The organism is Mongoliibacter sp., from assembly GCF_007692705.1.
In the GTDB taxonomy this organism is placed as follows: domain Bacteria; phylum Bacteroidota; class Bacteroidia; order Cytophagales; family Cyclobacteriaceae; genus Mongoliibacter.
The window spans coordinates 23,165-39,229 of the sequence record NZ_REBN01000125.1; the positions used below are offsets into that span (position 1 = coordinate 23,165).

Annotated in this window: 14 protein-coding genes and 1 tRNA gene; 5 read left to right on the forward strand and 10 right to left on the reverse strand. The window is 36.7% G+C overall.

The genetic code is table 11. From position 1 onward, the window contains the following. Window positions 1-9: 9 nt before the first annotated feature. Window positions 10-888 carry a pirin family protein gene (locus tag EA341_RS06565; protein ID WP_293012441.1) on the reverse strand — a complete coding sequence of 293 codons (879 nt, stop codon included), beginning with the start codon at window positions 886-888 and terminating at the stop codon, window positions 10-12. Window positions 889-966: 78 nt separating this feature from the next. Further along, window positions 967-1,578 carry a Crp/Fnr family transcriptional regulator gene (locus tag EA341_RS06570; protein ID WP_293012442.1) on the reverse strand — a complete coding sequence of 204 codons (612 nt, stop codon included), beginning with the start codon at window positions 1,576-1,578 and terminating at the stop codon, window positions 967-969. Between the two features lie 357 nt (window positions 1,579-1,935). Here EA341_RS06570 and EA341_RS06575 point away from each other — a divergent pair, with 357 nt between their 5' ends. Further along, window positions 1,936-2,487, forward strand: coding sequence for a fasciclin domain-containing protein (locus EA341_RS06575; protein WP_293012443.1), 552 nt, complete (start codon window positions 1,936-1,938; stop codon window positions 2,485-2,487). Window positions 2,488-2,569: 82 nt separating this feature from the next. Here EA341_RS06575 and EA341_RS06580 read toward each other — a convergent pair whose 3' ends face one another. The 3 genes from EA341_RS06580 to EA341_RS06590 all read right to left on the reverse strand — a co-directional run bounded on the left by EA341_RS06580 (window position 2,570) and on the right by EA341_RS06590 (window position 6,380). Further along, window positions 2,570-3,208, reverse strand: coding sequence for a YdeI family protein (locus EA341_RS06580; protein WP_367127008.1), 639 nt, complete (start codon window positions 3,206-3,208; stop codon window positions 2,570-2,572). Between the two features lie 99 nt (window positions 3,209-3,307). Continuing rightward, the gene (locus tag EA341_RS06585) at window positions 3,308-3,718 is read right to left on the reverse strand and encodes a response regulator (protein WP_293012446.1); all 411 of its coding nucleotides are present in this window, start codon (window positions 3,716-3,718) and stop codon (window positions 3,308-3,310) included. Continuing rightward, window positions 3,702-6,380, reverse strand: coding sequence for a two-component regulator propeller domain-containing protein (locus tag EA341_RS06590; protein WP_293012448.1), 2,679 nt, complete (start codon window positions 6,378-6,380; stop codon window positions 3,702-3,704). Before EA341_RS06590 ends, EA341_RS06585 begins: the two co-directional genes overlap by 17 nt. A 380-nt stretch (window positions 6,381-6,760) precedes the next feature. Here EA341_RS06590 and EA341_RS06595 point away from each other — a divergent pair, with 380 nt between their 5' ends. Further along, window positions 6,761-7,735, forward strand: a complete 975-nt coding sequence (locus tag EA341_RS06595) for a galactose oxidase (protein WP_293012450.1) — start codon at window positions 6,761-6,763, stop codon at window positions 7,733-7,735. Window positions 7,736-7,871: 136 nt separating this feature from the next. Here EA341_RS06595 and EA341_RS06600 read toward each other — a convergent pair. Further along, window positions 7,872-7,960 (reverse strand) — tRNA-Ser (locus tag EA341_RS06600). An 894-nt stretch (window positions 7,961-8,854) separates the two neighbouring features. On the opposite strand from EA341_RS06600, the gene EA341_RS06605 reads away from it, so the two are divergent. Continuing rightward, the gene (locus tag EA341_RS06605) at window positions 8,855-10,171 is read left to right on the forward strand and encodes a PAS domain-containing protein (RefSeq protein WP_293012452.1); all 1,317 of its coding nucleotides are present in this window, start codon (window positions 8,855-8,857) and stop codon (window positions 10,169-10,171) included. On the opposite strand, the gene EA341_RS06610 is transcribed toward EA341_RS06605, so the two are convergent. Beyond that, window positions 10,168-11,721: a hypothetical protein gene (locus EA341_RS06610; protein WP_293012453.1), complete on the reverse strand. Its 1,554-nt coding sequence runs from the start codon at window positions 11,719-11,721 to the stop codon at window positions 10,168-10,170. The genes EA341_RS06605 and EA341_RS06610 overlap by 4 nt on opposite strands. Before the next feature lie 287 nt (window positions 11,722-12,008). Here EA341_RS06610 and EA341_RS06615 point away from each other — a divergent pair, with 287 nt between their 5' ends. Next, window positions 12,009-12,428 carry a LytTR family DNA-binding domain-containing protein gene (locus tag EA341_RS06615; protein ID WP_293012454.1) on the forward strand — a complete coding sequence of 140 codons (420 nt, stop codon included), beginning with the start codon at window positions 12,009-12,011 and terminating at the stop codon, window positions 12,426-12,428. A 3-nt stretch (window positions 12,429-12,431) separates the two neighbouring features. On the opposite strand, the gene EA341_RS06620 is transcribed toward EA341_RS06615, so the two are convergent. Then, window positions 12,432-13,655 (reverse strand): S-adenosylmethionine:tRNA ribosyltransferase-isomerase, encoded by a 1,224-nt coding sequence (locus EA341_RS06620; RefSeq protein WP_293012455.1) that lies wholly within the window; start codon window positions 13,653-13,655, stop codon window positions 12,432-12,434. 45 nt (window positions 13,656-13,700) lie between these two features. Here EA341_RS06620 and EA341_RS06625 point away from each other — a divergent pair, with 45 nt between their 5' ends. Then, on the forward strand, window positions 13,701-14,801 hold the full coding sequence (locus EA341_RS06625; protein ID WP_293012456.1) for an o-succinylbenzoate synthase: 1,101 nt from the start codon (window positions 13,701-13,703) through the stop codon (window positions 14,799-14,801). A gap of 112 nt (window positions 14,802-14,913) precedes the next feature. On the opposite strand, the gene EA341_RS06630 is transcribed toward EA341_RS06625, so the two are convergent. Both EA341_RS06630 and EA341_RS06635 read right to left on the reverse strand, forming a co-directional pair. Next, window positions 14,914-15,105, reverse strand: coding sequence for a cold-shock protein (locus tag EA341_RS06630; RefSeq protein ID WP_009032438.1), 192 nt, complete (start codon window positions 15,103-15,105; stop codon window positions 14,914-14,916). Window positions 15,106-15,264: 159 nt separating this feature from the next. Further along, window positions 15,265-16,065: lactonase family protein (locus EA341_RS06635; protein ID WP_293012457.1), on the reverse strand; the 801-nt coding region annotated here is incomplete at its 5' end.

Below are 16,065 nucleotides of genomic sequence, written 5' to 3' on the forward strand. Positions count from 1 at the left end.
TTAGAATCTTTACTCTTCTAAATATCCGAATTTTCCATTATTAAAATCGTCTATTGCCTGAACGATTTCCTGATGGCTGTTCATTACAAATGGACCATGCGCCACAATGGGTTCATTCAGTGGTTCACCACTCAGTACCAATACCACAGCTTCTTCTGTTGCTTCAACCTTGAAATCTGTCCCATTATTTTCTAATAGTACAAAATGATCTGTAGGAACAATTTCTTCTCCATTGACCTTGATTTCTCCTTCAATTACTAAAATCCCGGTATTGAAATTCTCTGGAAAATAGAAATCAGCACTTCTTCCTGCCTTTAGTTTGGCATTCATCAAATGTACAGGAGAAAAGGTGCTTGCACTTCCCTTCATACCTAGGTATTCACCTGCAATAACTTCTACAATGCCCGCATTGTCCGGCAATTGAAATTTATTGATTTTGTCATTGGCAAGTCCTTGGTACTTTGGAGGCGACATCTTGTCTTTGGCAGGGAGGTTTACCCAAAGTTGCACCATCTGAAAGTCTCCACCGTTTTGGCTGAAATTTTTCTCATGATATTCTTTGTGCAAAACTCCTGAAGCTGCAGTCATCCATTGTACATCACCTTCACTTATTATTCCACCGCCACCGCTACTATCATGGTGGGCAACTTTACCTTTGTAAGCAATAGTTACTGTTTCAAAACCCCTGTGGGGATGAACGCTTACACCCCTTGGGGTATCAGTAGGAGGGAAGTAGAATTTAGAGTTGTAATCCAGCATGATAAATGGGTCCATTCTTTTCATATCCATGCGATAACCGCTTGGAATAAAATTATGTACCCTAAATCCATCACCTACAAAATGAGGTGGTCTGGGTGCTGCTACCAGTTCAATTTTTCTAGTTTTCATATATCATTCCTTTCTTTTGATACAAAACTAGGACTAAGGAAAATCATCTGCATTGATGTATGATAAGATCGGTATAGTCTAAGGATTGCGCTTGTGTAACGCTTTCCTGACGCGACTGAGGCTTTCGGGAGTTATGCCCAAGTAACTTGCAATCATCCATTGGGGAACTCTCCCGAAGAGATCAGGGTATTGATTGATAAAATCCAGGTATCTTTTTTCTGCGTCTGCACCTATGAGTAAGTTGATTCGGTTTTGAAGCTGTCTAACATGGTTCTGAAGCAAGTACTCATTATAGTTCCTGAATTCAGGACTGATGGAAGAAGCCTTTTCAGTAAAGGATCTATCAAACATAATGACCATACTGTCCTCAATTGCATCAATAAAGTAATTTGAAGGCTGGCTAAAATAGATACTACCCCTGTCTGATACAAACCAATTTTCAGGTGCAAACTGCAAAAGATGTTCTTTGCCGTTCTTATCAATGGAGTACATTCTCAGAAGTCCCGACAACACAAAAAAGGCATGCTCACAGACATCTCCTTTTGAAAGCAGAAATTCCTGTTTTTGGATGGATTTAAAGGAAATCATCTCCAATAAAGGTGGAAGATGTTCCTGCTTTACCAAGACTTTATCCTGCAGATACTTTTCAAAACTTGATATAGCAGTGTTTTTAAAATCAGGATGATCCATTTTGGAAATTCACCAATTTATTTCTGTTTTGCAATAGTATGACGTAAGATTAACCGTAGAGAATAAGGAGCCCAACTTTTTAACTCAACTTTGTAATTCGGTTTGAAATTTAATTTTTCTCTTATTAAGACTAATGATACATCTATAATCAGAGACTTTGAAAGGGTGAAGGTATTTTTATTATTTAAATATATGTAGTCTGATTTTAACCAAGACTAAATTGGTAATAAATAATCAAAACATGTTAAATAATTATTAAAATCATGATTAAATCAACTAAATATAAAAAAACATATAAAAAATTAAATCATTATTATTTTATCATCGTTAGTAGATCTGAACCAACAAATTTTAATTATGAAAAAGTTACATTATTTAATGCTAGCCTCATTTGTTTGCACAGCACTATTGCTATCTTCCTGCGATAATGAGGATGAACAACCACCACAATCGGAGGAGCCTAGTCCAAATTTGGTGGAAGCTGCCAACGAAGCCAACTTGACCATTTTACTTGACGCTGTCAATGAAGTTCCCGGATTGTCAACTACTCTTTTGGAGTCTGAATCCATCACAGTGTTTGCTCCAAACAATGCTGCTTTTCAAGATGCACTTGAAGCCAATGGAGCGGAAGATCTCGATGAATTGGTTGAGGAGTTAGGAGGAATTAATAACCTGGAAACCGTTTTAGGTTTTCATGTAGTTCCTGCCATAGCTTTCGCTGATGACTTGGAAGAAGGCGAGAACACCTTTACAACTTTGGCTGGCCAAGAACTGGTAGTATTTAAAGCTGGTCAAACTGTTACAGTTACAGATGCAAATGGATCTACTGTAAGTGTAATCAATGCAGATGTAGAAATTGAAAATGGTGTTGTCCATGTGATTGATGGCGTCTTGATGCCCGAGCTTTAAAAAAATCATTTCATTTTTGTAATAAAAAAGCTGTCAATTTTGACAGCTTTTTTCTTTTAATAGATTTACTATACCCATCTTTTCACTTCGTTTGTTTATAATTATCATGTAATCCCACTCCAGCCTTAATTTGTTTTTTGTATTTAGCAATCCTTGCAATTCGAGTCTTAGCCTGTTTGGGTTGTGAAAAGTGAATATTATATCCTCTTTGCCTACCGGGTGTTAATGAGAAAAAAGCCTTTTTGAAGCTTGAATCTTCATCAAAAGCCTGTAATAATTCCTCAGGAATGGGTTCAGGATTTTTGACAATTTTCACTTTTTCGCCACTTTTCTCAATGGCTATAGCTTCCAATATGTAAACTTTCAAAATATCTTTTAATTCATTGATTGAATCAACATCAGAAAACCTGATAAGCCTAGCAGACTGTATATTTCCCTGTTGTTTAAGAATTTTATGGGTGTCTTTCATGATAGCTCCCTTAAAGAATCCGATGTTAGCAGAATCTTTTAATGCGTTAACTGTAACTATATTTTTACCATCATATGTGTACACCGGTACTCCCCATTTGATTTCTTCTTTCAAACCTGTGTCAAGGACAATCTGTCTCAAGAGTTCAAGTTCCTGCACCCAACTAAGCACTTTGCACTGTGGTGTTCCTCCATATTTACAGCGCATACAACCGTCAATGAGATATTTATCAATTTTAGGATTCAATTTCATAACTTAAAAGTTCATCCATTTTCTTAGCATCAGTTACTCTTTTTATAGAATTGAAATTCCTGATCTTCTCTTTTAAAACAAAACTGTTTAGGAGACTTTTTATTTCATACCCAAAAGTAAACCCTTGATCAATTGACAATCCTCAAGGTCAATGGGTTTTTCAAGGTACATTTTTACGGTATTGTATTTTTGACTTTTTTCTTTATCAGACTTTTGAATGGAGGATGTGGCCATAATGACATTGACCTGGTCAGCAATTTTAAGCTCATCGAGTTTTTCCAGAATTTCCCATCCGTTCATCAATGGCATGTTGATGTCCAATAAAACCAAAATATACTTGTTTTCACTGACCGTCTTCCTGATAAAATCCAATCCTTCAATTGGATTGTAGAATGAGTATAACTGGTTGGATATATTGCTTTCTGTGAGCATCAATTCATGGAGGAATAATATTCCCGGTTCGTCATCAATGATGATAATGGGGATATTTGGATCACTTTTCTGCTTCATGTTCCTCCAGTTTTAGATTTAATTTCCGAAGAATATGATCAAGTTCTTTTGAACTCATTTCAATTTCTTTTAGAATTTCCTCTTTCGTTTTTTCCACATTCTTAAAATTGTCATAATTTTTCAGAACTTCAATCATCCCAAGAATTTTCGAAAGCGGACCCCTAAATTGGTGAGACTGCGTCCAAGCAACATCTTCGAGCAATTTGTTGTGTTTTTCCAAATGGGTCAAAGCCTTCATCAAACTTTGGTTTTTGGCATGGAGGTCAGTGGTCTGTGATTCTATTTTTTGCTGGAGTTCTACCTTTAATCGCTTATTCATGATCAGGGTTCTCACCACAAAGCCCATTACGAATACGCAAATCAATGCGAAAATTTTAAACCATATGGTTTGGTAAAAAAATGCATCGACTATAAAATTGATGGATGTGATTTCAGCGTATTCACCAAACTGTTGGGCCCTTACCTGAAATTCATATTTACCCGGATTTAATCCTGTAAAATAAGCCTGAGTTCTATTTTCGTTTTCAATCCATTGTGATCCTAATTCTTTGATCCTGTATGCATATTGGATGGAATTGGGTTTGTTAAATTCTATGTTGCCGTACCTGATATTGAAAAAATTGATTCCTGCTGGAACATGAATATCAGCATCTATAAGCACCTCCTTATTTTCAAAATTCAGTGATTCAATGTAAGGAGGGCTCAGTGTGCTCTTTGTCCTGATATTTTTAGGATTCACAATTACAGCCCCTTCCATGCTTGGAAAGATTATTTTACCGCTTGAAAGTTTCCAGCCAGAAGGATGAAAACCCCCGTTGAATTCGTTGTTCAACAAGCCATCTGATTTGTCAAATAGGGTAAATGCTATCCTATGGTTTTCGGCTTTTGATTTCTTCAGATCCATAAGCTGTGCGATGGATGTGTTTTGAATACCGTGATTCCCACTCAACCAAATCATACCGTCGTCATCTGGAATCATTTTGAAAATACCTTCAAACTGAAAACCATTTCTCTTTCCGAAAATACGCATTTCACCATCGGAGAATAAGATCAAACCGTCAGGAGTACCTATCCATAAGTCTCCCTCGGGATCCTCCCAAATTCCTGTTGCCATCTGTGATGGAGCAAGGTCATATACCGGAAAATGCTTAATAACTTCTTTTTCATTGATTGAAAAAAAGCCGTTGCCATAAGTCCCAAACCATAACAAGCCCTTGGAGTCCTCCATCCCAAAAATGATTTTAGCATCAATCAATTCCTTTTTTAATTGTAGGGTTTTCAGTGATCCATCAGGGGATAGTTTCTGAAGAATACCATTGATGGTGCCTATCCAAATATTGTTTTTTGAATCTTTCAGTAGGGAATATATCACTTCTTCCTTAAGGTCAATTTTGTCAAAAAAGCTTTTTTCTATTTTCAGGGTGTTTAAGTTGATTTTATTAAGACCATTTCCTGTTCCGACAAAAATCTCATCACCTCTCTGGGCCAAGCTCAATACCAAATCATGGCTAAGACCATTTTTGGTTGAAAAATGCAGGACTCCCTCTGGAGTGACACGATTCAGCCCGCCTCCCGGGGTCCCCAACCAAAGCCCCTGTCTACTGTCTTCAAATGTAGCCAGGATAACACTGTGGCTTAATCCTGACTTTTCATCAATGATTTCTAAAGTAGATTGACTGAACCTGGAAATTCCAATCCCTAGTCCGCTTGCCCACAATGCCTGTTCATTGTCTTCATAGATGTCCCAAACTTCATTCAAAGCGTTGTTTATATTGGGAAAAGAAATGATCTCTTTACCTTTTACCTTATAAATTCCATGGGAACTTGTTCCTACCCACACGCCTTTATCAAGATTTGAATTTTCCAGGGCACTGATCTCTTCGAGACCTAGATCAGCTGGAAATTCCATTTTTTTTAAATCACCATCAGTCAAATGGTATAGCCCATGTAATCTTGTACCGATGTAAACATCAAGACTTGGCGTAATCAGAATTGCTTTCACATCTTTTCGCGATAAAAGCCCATATTCGTGAAAATCCCCTGTGTTTTTATCAAATGTAAAAAAGCCATTTGGCCCCCCAAGTAAAAGGTGGTCACCAAAATCTTCCAACTCTCTGATGTAGCCTATTTTCAAGGAATCAGGACGGAATACATCTTTAAATTCATTATCTTGAAACAAGAAAAGGTTTCCGTTTTGTGTTCCTAAAAAAACCTCTCCCGATGAAGTCTCCGTGATTGCAGTAAACCTGACCGGCCCTAATTCTTTGGGGCTGTTATACACATCTAGTTGATTGAATGATGCATAGACCAGAGCGTTTGAATTTGCGGCATAGATTCCCCCTGACCGAGCATAGGTCAAGTCATTGAATGTTGGGGTCTGGATATTCGGGTTATTGGTGTGGTTGAAATTTTTGAATGACCTGCCATCGAAGCGGACTAATCCTTCTTCGGTAGCCATCCATACAAAGCCGGTTTTGTCCTGCACTGTTCTGAAAACAGTATTCACAGGAAGCCCATTGGAATTATTCCAATCAGTTCTTACAAAAACGGATTCTTTTTCGACTACATTCCACTGTTGGGAAAAGGAGGTCTTAATAGAAACTAGGGTAAGTGAGCAATAAATGAATAATATCCTTTGAAAAAAGGATGTTTTGTTCATCATTTTCAAATCTTATTTAACGCTCTAATTATTGAGTGATTTGATCAAAAGTAGATTATTTGCCTAAGTATTAAAAGTTATTGTATGGATTAATTCCAAATCATTTTTCGTAGAATTTAATGTGTATTTCATGTATTGAAACAAGTTTTTTATACAATTTCAAAACAATAGAATATTGCTGGAATTGATTGGCACCAGTGCAGGATTTTGGGTGAAAACTATCTCTCCAAATGGGGAAATTGATCTGATTTCAAATGTTGATGTATACACATAACTAAAATTTCCCTGATCTACTTACAACTGCACCTAGTCCCTTTATACATTTTGACAATGCGGTTTTAAAAATGTAATTTCCATAATATTTTAAGCCAAGTTCCAAGTCTATGAAACCTTTTCTTTTAGCATTTCTTGTATTTACATCCTCCTTTGCTTCTGGGCAGACTGTAGGGGCTAATTGGAAAAAACTCAAAGCTGCAAACGAGGCTGTTCCTAGACATGAAAACTCCCTGGTGGAATGTGATGGAAAATTTTACGCTTTGGGGGGCAGGGGAGATAGACCTGTAGAAGCTTTTGATCCCGAAACGAACAAATGGACTGTCCTTGCAGACAGTCCCATGGAATTCCATCATTTTCAGGCGATAACATTCAATAATGAGATTTATGTTTTAGGGGCCTTTACGGGTCCTTATCCCCACGAAACTCCAATTCCCGAATTTTTGATTTTCAATCCTAAAGATAATACTTGGAGAAAAGGCCCTGAAATCCCGGAAAACAGGCGCAGGGGATCTGCCGGGGTTTTTACAAGGGGGGATAAAATATACATGGTCTGTGGAATCATCGATGGACATTGGAACGGTTTTGTTCCTTGGTTTGATGAATATGATACCAAAACAGGGGAGTGGAAGATATTGCCGGATGCCCCCAGGCCGAGGGATCATTTTTCGGCCTCTTTGATAGGAGACAGGGCTTATGTAGCCGGAGGGAGAACATCTCATGCGGAGATCGGCAAGGTATTAGAGTTGACCATTCCTGAAGTGGATTATTTTGATTTCAATTCCTATACATGGTCTACTGTCAAAACTGAGCTGCCCACACCAAGGGGCGGAACTTCAAGTATCGGGAATGATCCTTATCTCTTGGTGATGAATGGAGAAAGTGCCAATCAGGTTCCGGCACATTCAGAAGTAGAAGTTTTGGATACAAGGGATGAGACTTGGATTCGTTTGCCTGATCTTAACCAGGGGCGCCATGGTACAGGAGTAGTCTATTGGAAAGGCAAAGTCTATGTCGCGGCTGGCAGTGCTAACCGTGGTGGCGGTCCCGAACTCAATGATATAGAATGCCTAGAGTGGAAGTAACTGAGTTTTTTCAGTCAACATCTGACAGCTTTGATAGTATTTTAATTTCTAAAAATGGATTTAATACAATCCAAACCAGTTGCTCCAATTCTGAAAATGCAAAAAGCCCAACGCAAAGCGTTAGGCTTGGTACTTGCAGAGAGTGGGGGATTCGAACCCCCGGTACACTATTACGCGTACGACAGTTTAGCAAACTGCTGGTTTAAGCCACTCACCCAACTCTCTGTTTAACCTTAAAGATGATCATCACTCTAAAGTGATGCAAATATAAATGATAAATAAACAATTATACAAGATGTACAGCCCTAATTAACGGGCAAATTTACCCTTTTGATTAATAAGAGCTTTAACATCTTGTCTATCAAGAATTAAAAAATTCATTAAAGAAAGTTTTTTTGATAAGACGGATAAAGATCTTTTTTTCCAAAATGAAAAAACTTCGGTTTTCTTTGGTATTATATAATTGTTAAGTATGAAAAATACCCTGTACAGGGTATTTTTTCTTAATATATATATAGATACTTTTGAGTTAATAGAATATATGCCAATCCTTTATTCTATTTCAATCTAAATGTAATACAATACCAAATTATGCTTATCTCATCCTTACATGGTGTCTTTTCAATCAATATGCATGATGTTGATCATGAAAAATTAATTATTAAATCAAAAAATAAAGAAGCCCTTCAAAGAATTTTTGATGAAAAGAGGATTTATGCGATTAATCAGAATAAGTACAAGTTTTGTGTCAGCTTATGCAAACAGGAATTAGCACATATACTCATTATGATGATAAAGGAAATTGACTATGCTGATTTCGAAAACTTCATTAACAAAATCAACCTCAATGCTGATCAAGCGTTCGCATAAACCAAATTTTTTGAATTTTATTTTTCAAAGAACACTCTAATTATTGATTTTAGCACGAAATCCATTTTTTTTAGTTTATAAATAAAAAATCAATATACGAAATTTTCAATTTTTATTTATTTAAAATAAGAATAATATTTTACTATTTTAAATAGCTCAAAACTTTATTTTATATACGACAATTCTTAACTTTAAGCATTCTATTAGGCATACTTGCTTAATGGAGTATGTTTTATCAATGAAGAGGATATGTTGAAGGTTAAAGAAATTGAAGCACTGATTCCACAATATTTCAAGCAGTCAGATTTGATATATGTTTGTGTAGTCGATATTGAGGGCCAGATATGGTTTTCAAATGAAAAATTCCAAAGACTGTTTGATGCAAAAATAGTTTCTGATTTTGAGCTGAATTTTACTGAATGCCTAAAAGACAAGAGCGAATTTGATATCCATGCATTTTTGATTGAAGTGACAGGTAAGCCTAATAGGGGAGAAACAGTTGAATTGAACCACAAAAGTCATCCGGCCAAATGGGAATTTACGGTGCTTATGACAAAAGAGGGTGATTTTTCAGGAATTCTTGGAATTGGTTATCCCAAACAAGTGGTCGTCAGTAGTTTTTCTACTGATTACACTTTTCCAAAAGACGTTAACCCTGCCACAGACATTTACTTTCAACTCAATCACAAATGGCAAATTCAAAAAGCCAATGAGCTTGCTGAAAAGTTTTTTGAAATGAAGGAAGATAAACTTCTGGGAAATACAATTTGGCAAATTTATCCCGAAAAGGATATCTACAGATATGCACTTGAATTTAAAAAAGCGAAGGAAAGCAAGACCATGCGTATTTTTGAGGACTTCAACAGTCTCAATGGTAGATGGTATAAAATATATATACTGCCACGAATATCGGGAATTGATGTCGTTTTTAAAGATATATCCCAGGTACAGAATCTTTCGGAAGAAATAAAGCAATTGCAGCTTACCCTTCAATCGGTCTTAGAGAGTTCTGAGGAAAGTGTTTTTTTAGTTGGAAAAGATCTTAAGGTGATAGGTTATAATTCTTCTGCTGAAAAACTGGTGAAACAGCGTTTTAATAAAGATCTGCAGGATGGTGATAAATTCATCAATTACCTAATGGAAGAAATTGATGAGGTTTTTTTAAAGGAAGTGGAATCCATATTGAGCGGGAAGTTTAAGTGTTTTGAATTGGCAGTTCCTACGAAGATGACAAAAGAAAAAATACTGTATTCTCACAAATTTTTTCCTCTTATTGACAGTCAGGAAAATGTGGTTGGATTTGGTTATGCATGTAAGGACATCAATGACCAAACAAAACATTCAGATAAAATAAAATCTCAAAATAAGCTGATGAGAGATGTGCTCCATAACCAAAGTACTGTCCTTAGGTCTCCTTTATCCTCAATTTTGGGGCTTCTTGAGTTGATAGATGACTCTCAATTGGATAAGGAAAATAAAAAATACCTCTCATACCTTAAGGCTTTAGCACAGGATCTGGATAAAATCATCCGTCAAAATTCTAAAAAGGTTTCCGACTTGGATTAAAAGAAATTACTGTAATCAAAGGAGAAAAGCTTAGGAGGGACTGTAAACCCTCCAGCAGAAATCTCTTCAGAAGAAATCCATCCTGAATTGTCTGCTTTTAGGTATATGGCTTCTGTCTGGCCTAATACAGCAGGACTACCCAAAACTATTCTGTTTTTTTTGCCTTGAAAAATATCAAAAGAGGGATAACCTGAAAAAAGCCAAACAAAACATTGGGTAGAAAAACCGGCATTTGTATAGCCAATCATTGCAATATCACCAGTGATGGGATTGATGTCTGCACCCGTAATCAGACCCTGGGAATCAAATTCAGTTATGAATTCAGCCTCATACCCCCCGGGAGTACTAGGAAGTGTATAATACTTAGTTTTGTTGTCTAGCCAGTTTTTGCTGAAAAGATGTAGTTTGCCGTTAGCAAAAAAAAACGCCTCACAATCAAAGTTATTGTTATTCAACGCAGGAGTGAAGTCACTTTGATCCGGGTATGAAAAGGTGATTTTATCGGCCTCTACTTCTTCCTGACTGATCACTTTAGATTTTTCTATTTTGTAAATGGTTAAATCTTTTCTGTTACCAGAGTTATTTCCGAAATCACCTATAAACAGATATTCCTCATTTTGGGCGAGACTTTCCCAGTCAATATTTTCAGCATTACTTACCCTAACCCTTTTTAAAGTGTTTCCATTGGATTCATCCACTTGGTAGATAATGTTTTCATTACCGCTGTCATTGATTGTCCATAATTGATTATTAAAGTAAGCCAAGCCCGAACTTTCTCTCAGTTCTGATACCAAATTCGTGACAAATTGTGGCATTTGGGTAGCTGGGACTGTCCCCACATTGACCATTAAATCTTCTTCAATCAAATCAAAATCCTGCATTTGCAGGTCTACCACCTCACTACTACCATCAGAAACAATAACCCTGTAGTTATAATGCTTGTAAGCTTCTACGGAAATGGTTCTCCTGATGGTATTTTGAAAAATGTTCTCTATAATTTCTAAGACAGGTTCTCTTCCTGATTTGACATATTTGTAATAGTGATTTCCCAAAAGTGTCATATTGATACTGCTACCATCCACCATGATGGGTGCCGACTCTAGGTTTTTGTTCTTTACAGTTACCAGTCCATACTCGGTTTCAGCCTGTAATCTAATTTCTAAGGAAGCACTATTCAAACGGAATTCACCCTTTGCTGTGTAGGGTAAAAAGTTTTCGTAATTATTCCCAGAAACCTCTGTACTGTAGGTGTAATCTGCATAAGGAAGCTTCAATGAGCTATTACCGAAATTATTCGGATCATAAATGAGCTCATATTGCTCTCCTGTTTGTTCGCTGGTAAAGGTTATTTTAGCTTCTGACTTGAATACATGTGTCCAAGTAGATCCGGATTGAAGTCTAGCACTAGGAGTACCCTGATTGTATGCTTGAAGCTCTAATTCACTCAACCTAACAAGACCTTCTTGGGTTGAAGGTTGTTCTTCTTTCTTTTCGCAGCCAAAGGATAGCAGGAGAAATAAAGAAATGACATATTGTAATTTTTTGTTCATGTAAGACTTGCCAATTAACAAGATCAAATCTAAGCGATTAAGCGCATACTCACAATTGATTTTTATAATTCAAATTACTACTGACAATTTTGAAGTTTTAAGTCCCTTACAAACATTTCTATAAACAAAAGGTTACGAGTGTATAAACAATATTAGGTCATGAAATCGTGTATGGTCCTGAACATTTGGGATCAAATTCCGGGTTGCTTTCTGATAACTTAAGAGGTTACGAAATATTTTCGGTTTAAATGCAAGGTTCCATTTGACCTGGAAAAAAAAATAAAAAAATGAAAGAGGTCTTGAAAGAGTATTCGTCAAAGTCCAATGGAAACAAAAACGGTAATGGGACTCTCAACAAAGAAAATAAATTGTTAGTCAAAAACGCAATTTTTGTAAGAAACAAAGGCAACCTGGTTAAAGTAAAATTCTCCGATATCATGTGGATGAAAGGTGATGGGAATTATACGACCCTGGTTACCCGTACAAGTGTGTATTCCCTAAGAAACATTCTCAAGGAGTTTGAATCCATCTTGCCTGCTGATGAATTTATCAGAATTCACAAAAGTTACATTGTAAGGATTGAGGAAATCATAACCATCAACCCAAAAGAATTAACGGTTGATAAAGATGTTGTTCCTGTAGGTCGAACTTATTACCAAAATCTCCTGAATGGAATTAATAAACTAGGATCTGGAGGGAATGATTGATAATCAGTCCCTCCAGTAAATATTGCTATCACCATAGCTCAGAAATCTGTAATCTTGACTCAATGCTTCATCATAAATTTTTCTCCAATTGCCTTCTGTAAATGCGGCTATAAGTAGGACCAAGGTTGATGAAGGTTGGTGAAAATTAGTCACAAGTCCATCGCATACTTTGAAGTCATAGCCGGGCATGATAAATATCTCAGTGGATCCTGTGATCTCTCTGAGATTATATTTTTGCATATATTTTAAAATAGCTTCAAAACTTTCTTGCTTGGTTGGAAGATCCTTTGTTTCACCGTAAGGGAAAAGTTTTTCTATCAAAAATTCGCAGCTGGTATCTTTTAATAATTTCACACCATACCAATACAGACTTTCTAAAGTCCTCATTGAGGTGGTGCCAACAGCCACTATTTTTTGTTTTTGCTTAGCGATATTCACAATGCTTTCCAAAGAAACCACCACTTGTTCACTGTGCATATTATGCTCGGTAATCATTTCTGATTTGATGGGCTGAAAGGTACCTGCGCTTACATGGAGGGTAAGGTATTCTTCTTTAATTCCTTTACGCCTCAATTGTTCTAATACATTTTCGGTAAAATGAAGTCCAGCTGTTGGAGCGGCTACGGCTCCTTCCTTTTTAGAATACACTGTTTGATAGCGGGGCTTGTCATCCGGGGTTGCCTTTCTATTAAGGTAGGGGGGAAGGGGCACTTCGCCGGAAGCTTCCACTAATGAAACAAAGGGTATAAGATTACCTTTCCATTCCAATTGAACCCACCTTTTATCCCTATCAGTCAGTTTTGCGGTAAGTTCAACCTGTTCTCCATGGATTTCCACAATCCCCCTCAGTTGTTCTTGTGCCTTCCATTTTTTAAGGTTGCCGATCATGCATTCCCAAGTAACTGATTGGGTATTGATCATTACTTCATTGATTACAGCGCTTGGATAAATGGGCTTCAGTAAAAAAATCTCAATTTTTGCCCCTGTTGCTCTTTGAAAAATCAACCTTGCCGGAATTACTTTGGTATTGTTGAATACCATCATGCAGTCCTCTGGTAGTATTTGAGGCAAATCTTTGAAGCCATGATGGGTAATTCCCTGTTTGTTGTATTGGAGGAGCTTTGACTCATCCCTTATTTCAAGCGGAAACTTGGCGATTTTTTCTTCAGGCAATGTATATTCGTAATCCGTTAAACGTATATTTTGGATTGATTTCAACAAAGTCATTGGCAGCTTGTTCTGTTTTTGATTTAGCCTGCAAATATAGCCCTAATGCCAAAAGAATTAAATAAAATAAACTTCTCCTATCTACCTCATTTACTTAAATTCAAATTTGAGGCAGGAACTTCAAGAGGAACACTCAAAGAAAAAAGAACTTTTTTTATCAAAGCTTCGAGTAATCTTAGCCCCGATATCTACGGTTGGGGAGAAGCGGCACCCCTACCTAAACTGAGTCCTGATGATCTACCAGATTTTGAAGTTTTATTATCCAATCTCTGTATAGATCTTTCAGGAAAAACTATACCCAAAGAGGATAAAGCCATTTTTCAATGGGTAAAGGAGCATATCCCAGAAAATTTACCAAGTGTTCGATTTGCATTTGAAACAGCATTGCTAGACTTTAAAAATGGTGGGGAAAAGAAAATATTTCAGACTGATTTTATCAGCATCCGAAAACCCATCCCGATAAATGGTTTGATTTGGATGGGAAACAAAGATTTTATGCTGAAGCAAATAGATCAGAAATTGAAGGAGGGATATGATTGCATCAAGATGAAAATTGGAGCAATAGACTTTGAGCAGGAGTGCTCTCTTTTGTCTTACATAAGGGAAAGCTATGGTGCTGATAGGATTACCTTGAGGGTAGACGCAAATGGCGCTTTTTCTCCAGATGAGGCTATGGAAAAGATGACAAAACTTGCTTCTTTTGATTTGCATAGTATAGAACAGCCAATTAAGCAGGGGCAAATAAAGGTAATGACCAAACTATGCATTCAAACACCTTTACCCATTGCTCTGGATGAGGAATTGATTGGAATACATGGCTTAGAAGAAAAAAGAGATTTGCTGGAAAAAATCAAACCGCAGTTTATAATCTTAAAGCCTACACTGTTAGGCGGTTTGGATTCAAGTAGAGAGTGGATTGAGTTGGCAGAATCCATGGGAATAGGTTGGTGGATGACATCTGCTCTGGAGAGTAATATCGGATTGAATGCCATAGCACAATTTACTTCAACCTTCAAAACAGGTCTTCCTCAAGGTTTAGGAACGGGTCAGTTATACCACAATAATGTGCCTTCCCCTTTGTGGATTGATTCGGGGACTTTGTGTTATGATGAAGAAAAACAAAAATGGAAAAATCCTGAAGGGTAAATTTAATTTTCTGATCCTAAAATCTAAAAATGTTTATTTTATAAAAATATGGACATAAAAAAAGTCCCGAAATATTCGGGACTTCTTAAATTGATGTCAATGTGTATATAGCTTAGACTACTTTTACATTCACAGCGTTTAGGCCTTTTCTTCCTTCTTTAAGGTCGAAAGTAACTTCGTCATCTTCTCTGATTTCGTCGATCAAGCCTGTGATGTGAACGAAATACTCTTTTGATGATTCGTTGTCTACGATAAAACCGAATCCTTTAGATTCATTAAAAAATTTTACTTTTCCTGTGTTCATGATAATTGATATTGAATTAATAATAATGCCAAAGGTACGGATACTTTTTACAATTAAAACCATTCCGCTAAAATAATTCAAAAGTATTTTATGTGATTCGCCAAAAATTATTTCATTTAGCCAATATGTAAAGGCTACATAAAGCGGGAATATTCTGATTTAATCCAATTCATATAAATAAACCGGTTTATTGTAATTTACTTTTAAATTGGTCTTACTAAGCTTCCCGTTTCTTAAATTTCTCTCAAACACCACAATATCAGATGTTTCCTGATGAGCTGCCAATACATACTTCCCATCTTTGGTGATGATGAAATTTCTGGGCATAATTCCACCGGATTTGATCCTTTCTACAAAATTCAACTTACCTTCTTTATCAATTTCAAAGGAACTGATCTCATTTGCATCTCCTCTATTAGAGGCATAAAGAAACTTATTATCAGGTGAAAATCTTAATTCAGCAGCTCCGACCGCTCCAATAAAATCCTTATCTGTCAAACTCACTGTTTGGATAAGCCTCATTTGGCCATCTTCAAACCCATATACACCTATTTCTGCAGACAACTCATGTATAAGATAAACTGTATTACCTTTTGGATGAATGATTAAGTGTCTAGGCCCAACACCCCCTTCAACTTCAAAATAAGGAAATGCTGCCGGTTGAAAAGGCACTGCAAAATCCGGATTGAAATCATAAAGGTGGATTTTGTCTGTTCCCAAGTCCCCAACCAACAGGTACTGACCATTTGGGTGAAAAACTGTGCTATGTACGTGTGCTTTTTCCTGTCTTGAAGAATTGATACTTTGTCCTTCGTGAGCAAAAGTCTGAACATGGGTCAAGTTCCCTTGATCTATTTTATATGCAGAAAAATTGCCACCTGAATAATTACCCACCACTAGAAATTTTTCATCTGGGCTTAAGCTCAAATAGCATGGGTGATCGCCAAAAGTAGATTTTTC

What these genes read in the sequence shown, in the direction of transcription:
- EA341_RS06565 (WP_293012441.1), bottom strand. Translation starts at nt 888, where the DNA reads ATGAAAACTAGAAAAATTGAACTGGTAGCAGCACCCAGACCACCTCAT.
- EA341_RS06570 (WP_293012442.1), bottom strand. Translation starts at nt 1,578, where the DNA reads ATGGATCATCCTGATTTTAAAAACACTGCTATATCAAGTTTTGAAAAG.
- EA341_RS06575 (WP_293012443.1), top strand. Translation starts at nt 1,936, where the DNA reads ATGAAAAAGTTACATTATTTAATGCTAGCCTCATTTGTTTGCACAGCA.
- EA341_RS06580 (WP_367127008.1), bottom strand. Translation starts at nt 3,208, where the DNA reads ATGAAATTGAATCCTAAAATTGATAAATATCTCATTGACGGTTGTATG.
- EA341_RS06585 (WP_293012446.1), bottom strand. Translation starts at nt 3,718, where the DNA reads ATGAAGCAGAAAAGTGATCCAAATATCCCCATTATCATCATTGATGAC.
- EA341_RS06590 (WP_293012448.1), bottom strand. Translation starts at nt 6,380, where the DNA reads ATGATGAACAAAACATCCTTTTTTCAAAGGATATTATTCATTTATTGC.
- EA341_RS06595 (WP_293012450.1), top strand. Translation starts at nt 6,761, where the DNA reads ATGAAACCTTTTCTTTTAGCATTTCTTGTATTTACATCCTCCTTTGCT.
- EA341_RS06605 (WP_293012452.1), top strand. Translation starts at nt 8,855, where the DNA reads ATGTTGAAGGTTAAAGAAATTGAAGCACTGATTCCACAATATTTCAAG.
- EA341_RS06610 (WP_293012453.1), bottom strand. Translation starts at nt 11,721, where the DNA reads ATGAACAAAAAATTACAATATGTCATTTCTTTATTTCTCCTGCTATCC.
- EA341_RS06615 (WP_293012454.1), top strand. Translation starts at nt 12,009, where the DNA reads ATGAAAGAGGTCTTGAAAGAGTATTCGTCAAAGTCCAATGGAAACAAA.
- EA341_RS06620 (WP_293012455.1), bottom strand. Translation starts at nt 13,655, where the DNA reads ATGACTTTGTTGAAATCAATCCAAAATATACGTTTAACGGATTACGAA.
- EA341_RS06625 (WP_293012456.1), top strand. Translation starts at nt 13,701, where the DNA reads ATGCCAAAAGAATTAAATAAAATAAACTTCTCCTATCTACCTCATTTA.
- EA341_RS06630 (WP_009032438.1), bottom strand. Translation starts at nt 15,105, where the DNA reads ATGAACACAGGAAAAGTAAAATTTTTTAATGAATCTAAAGGATTCGGT.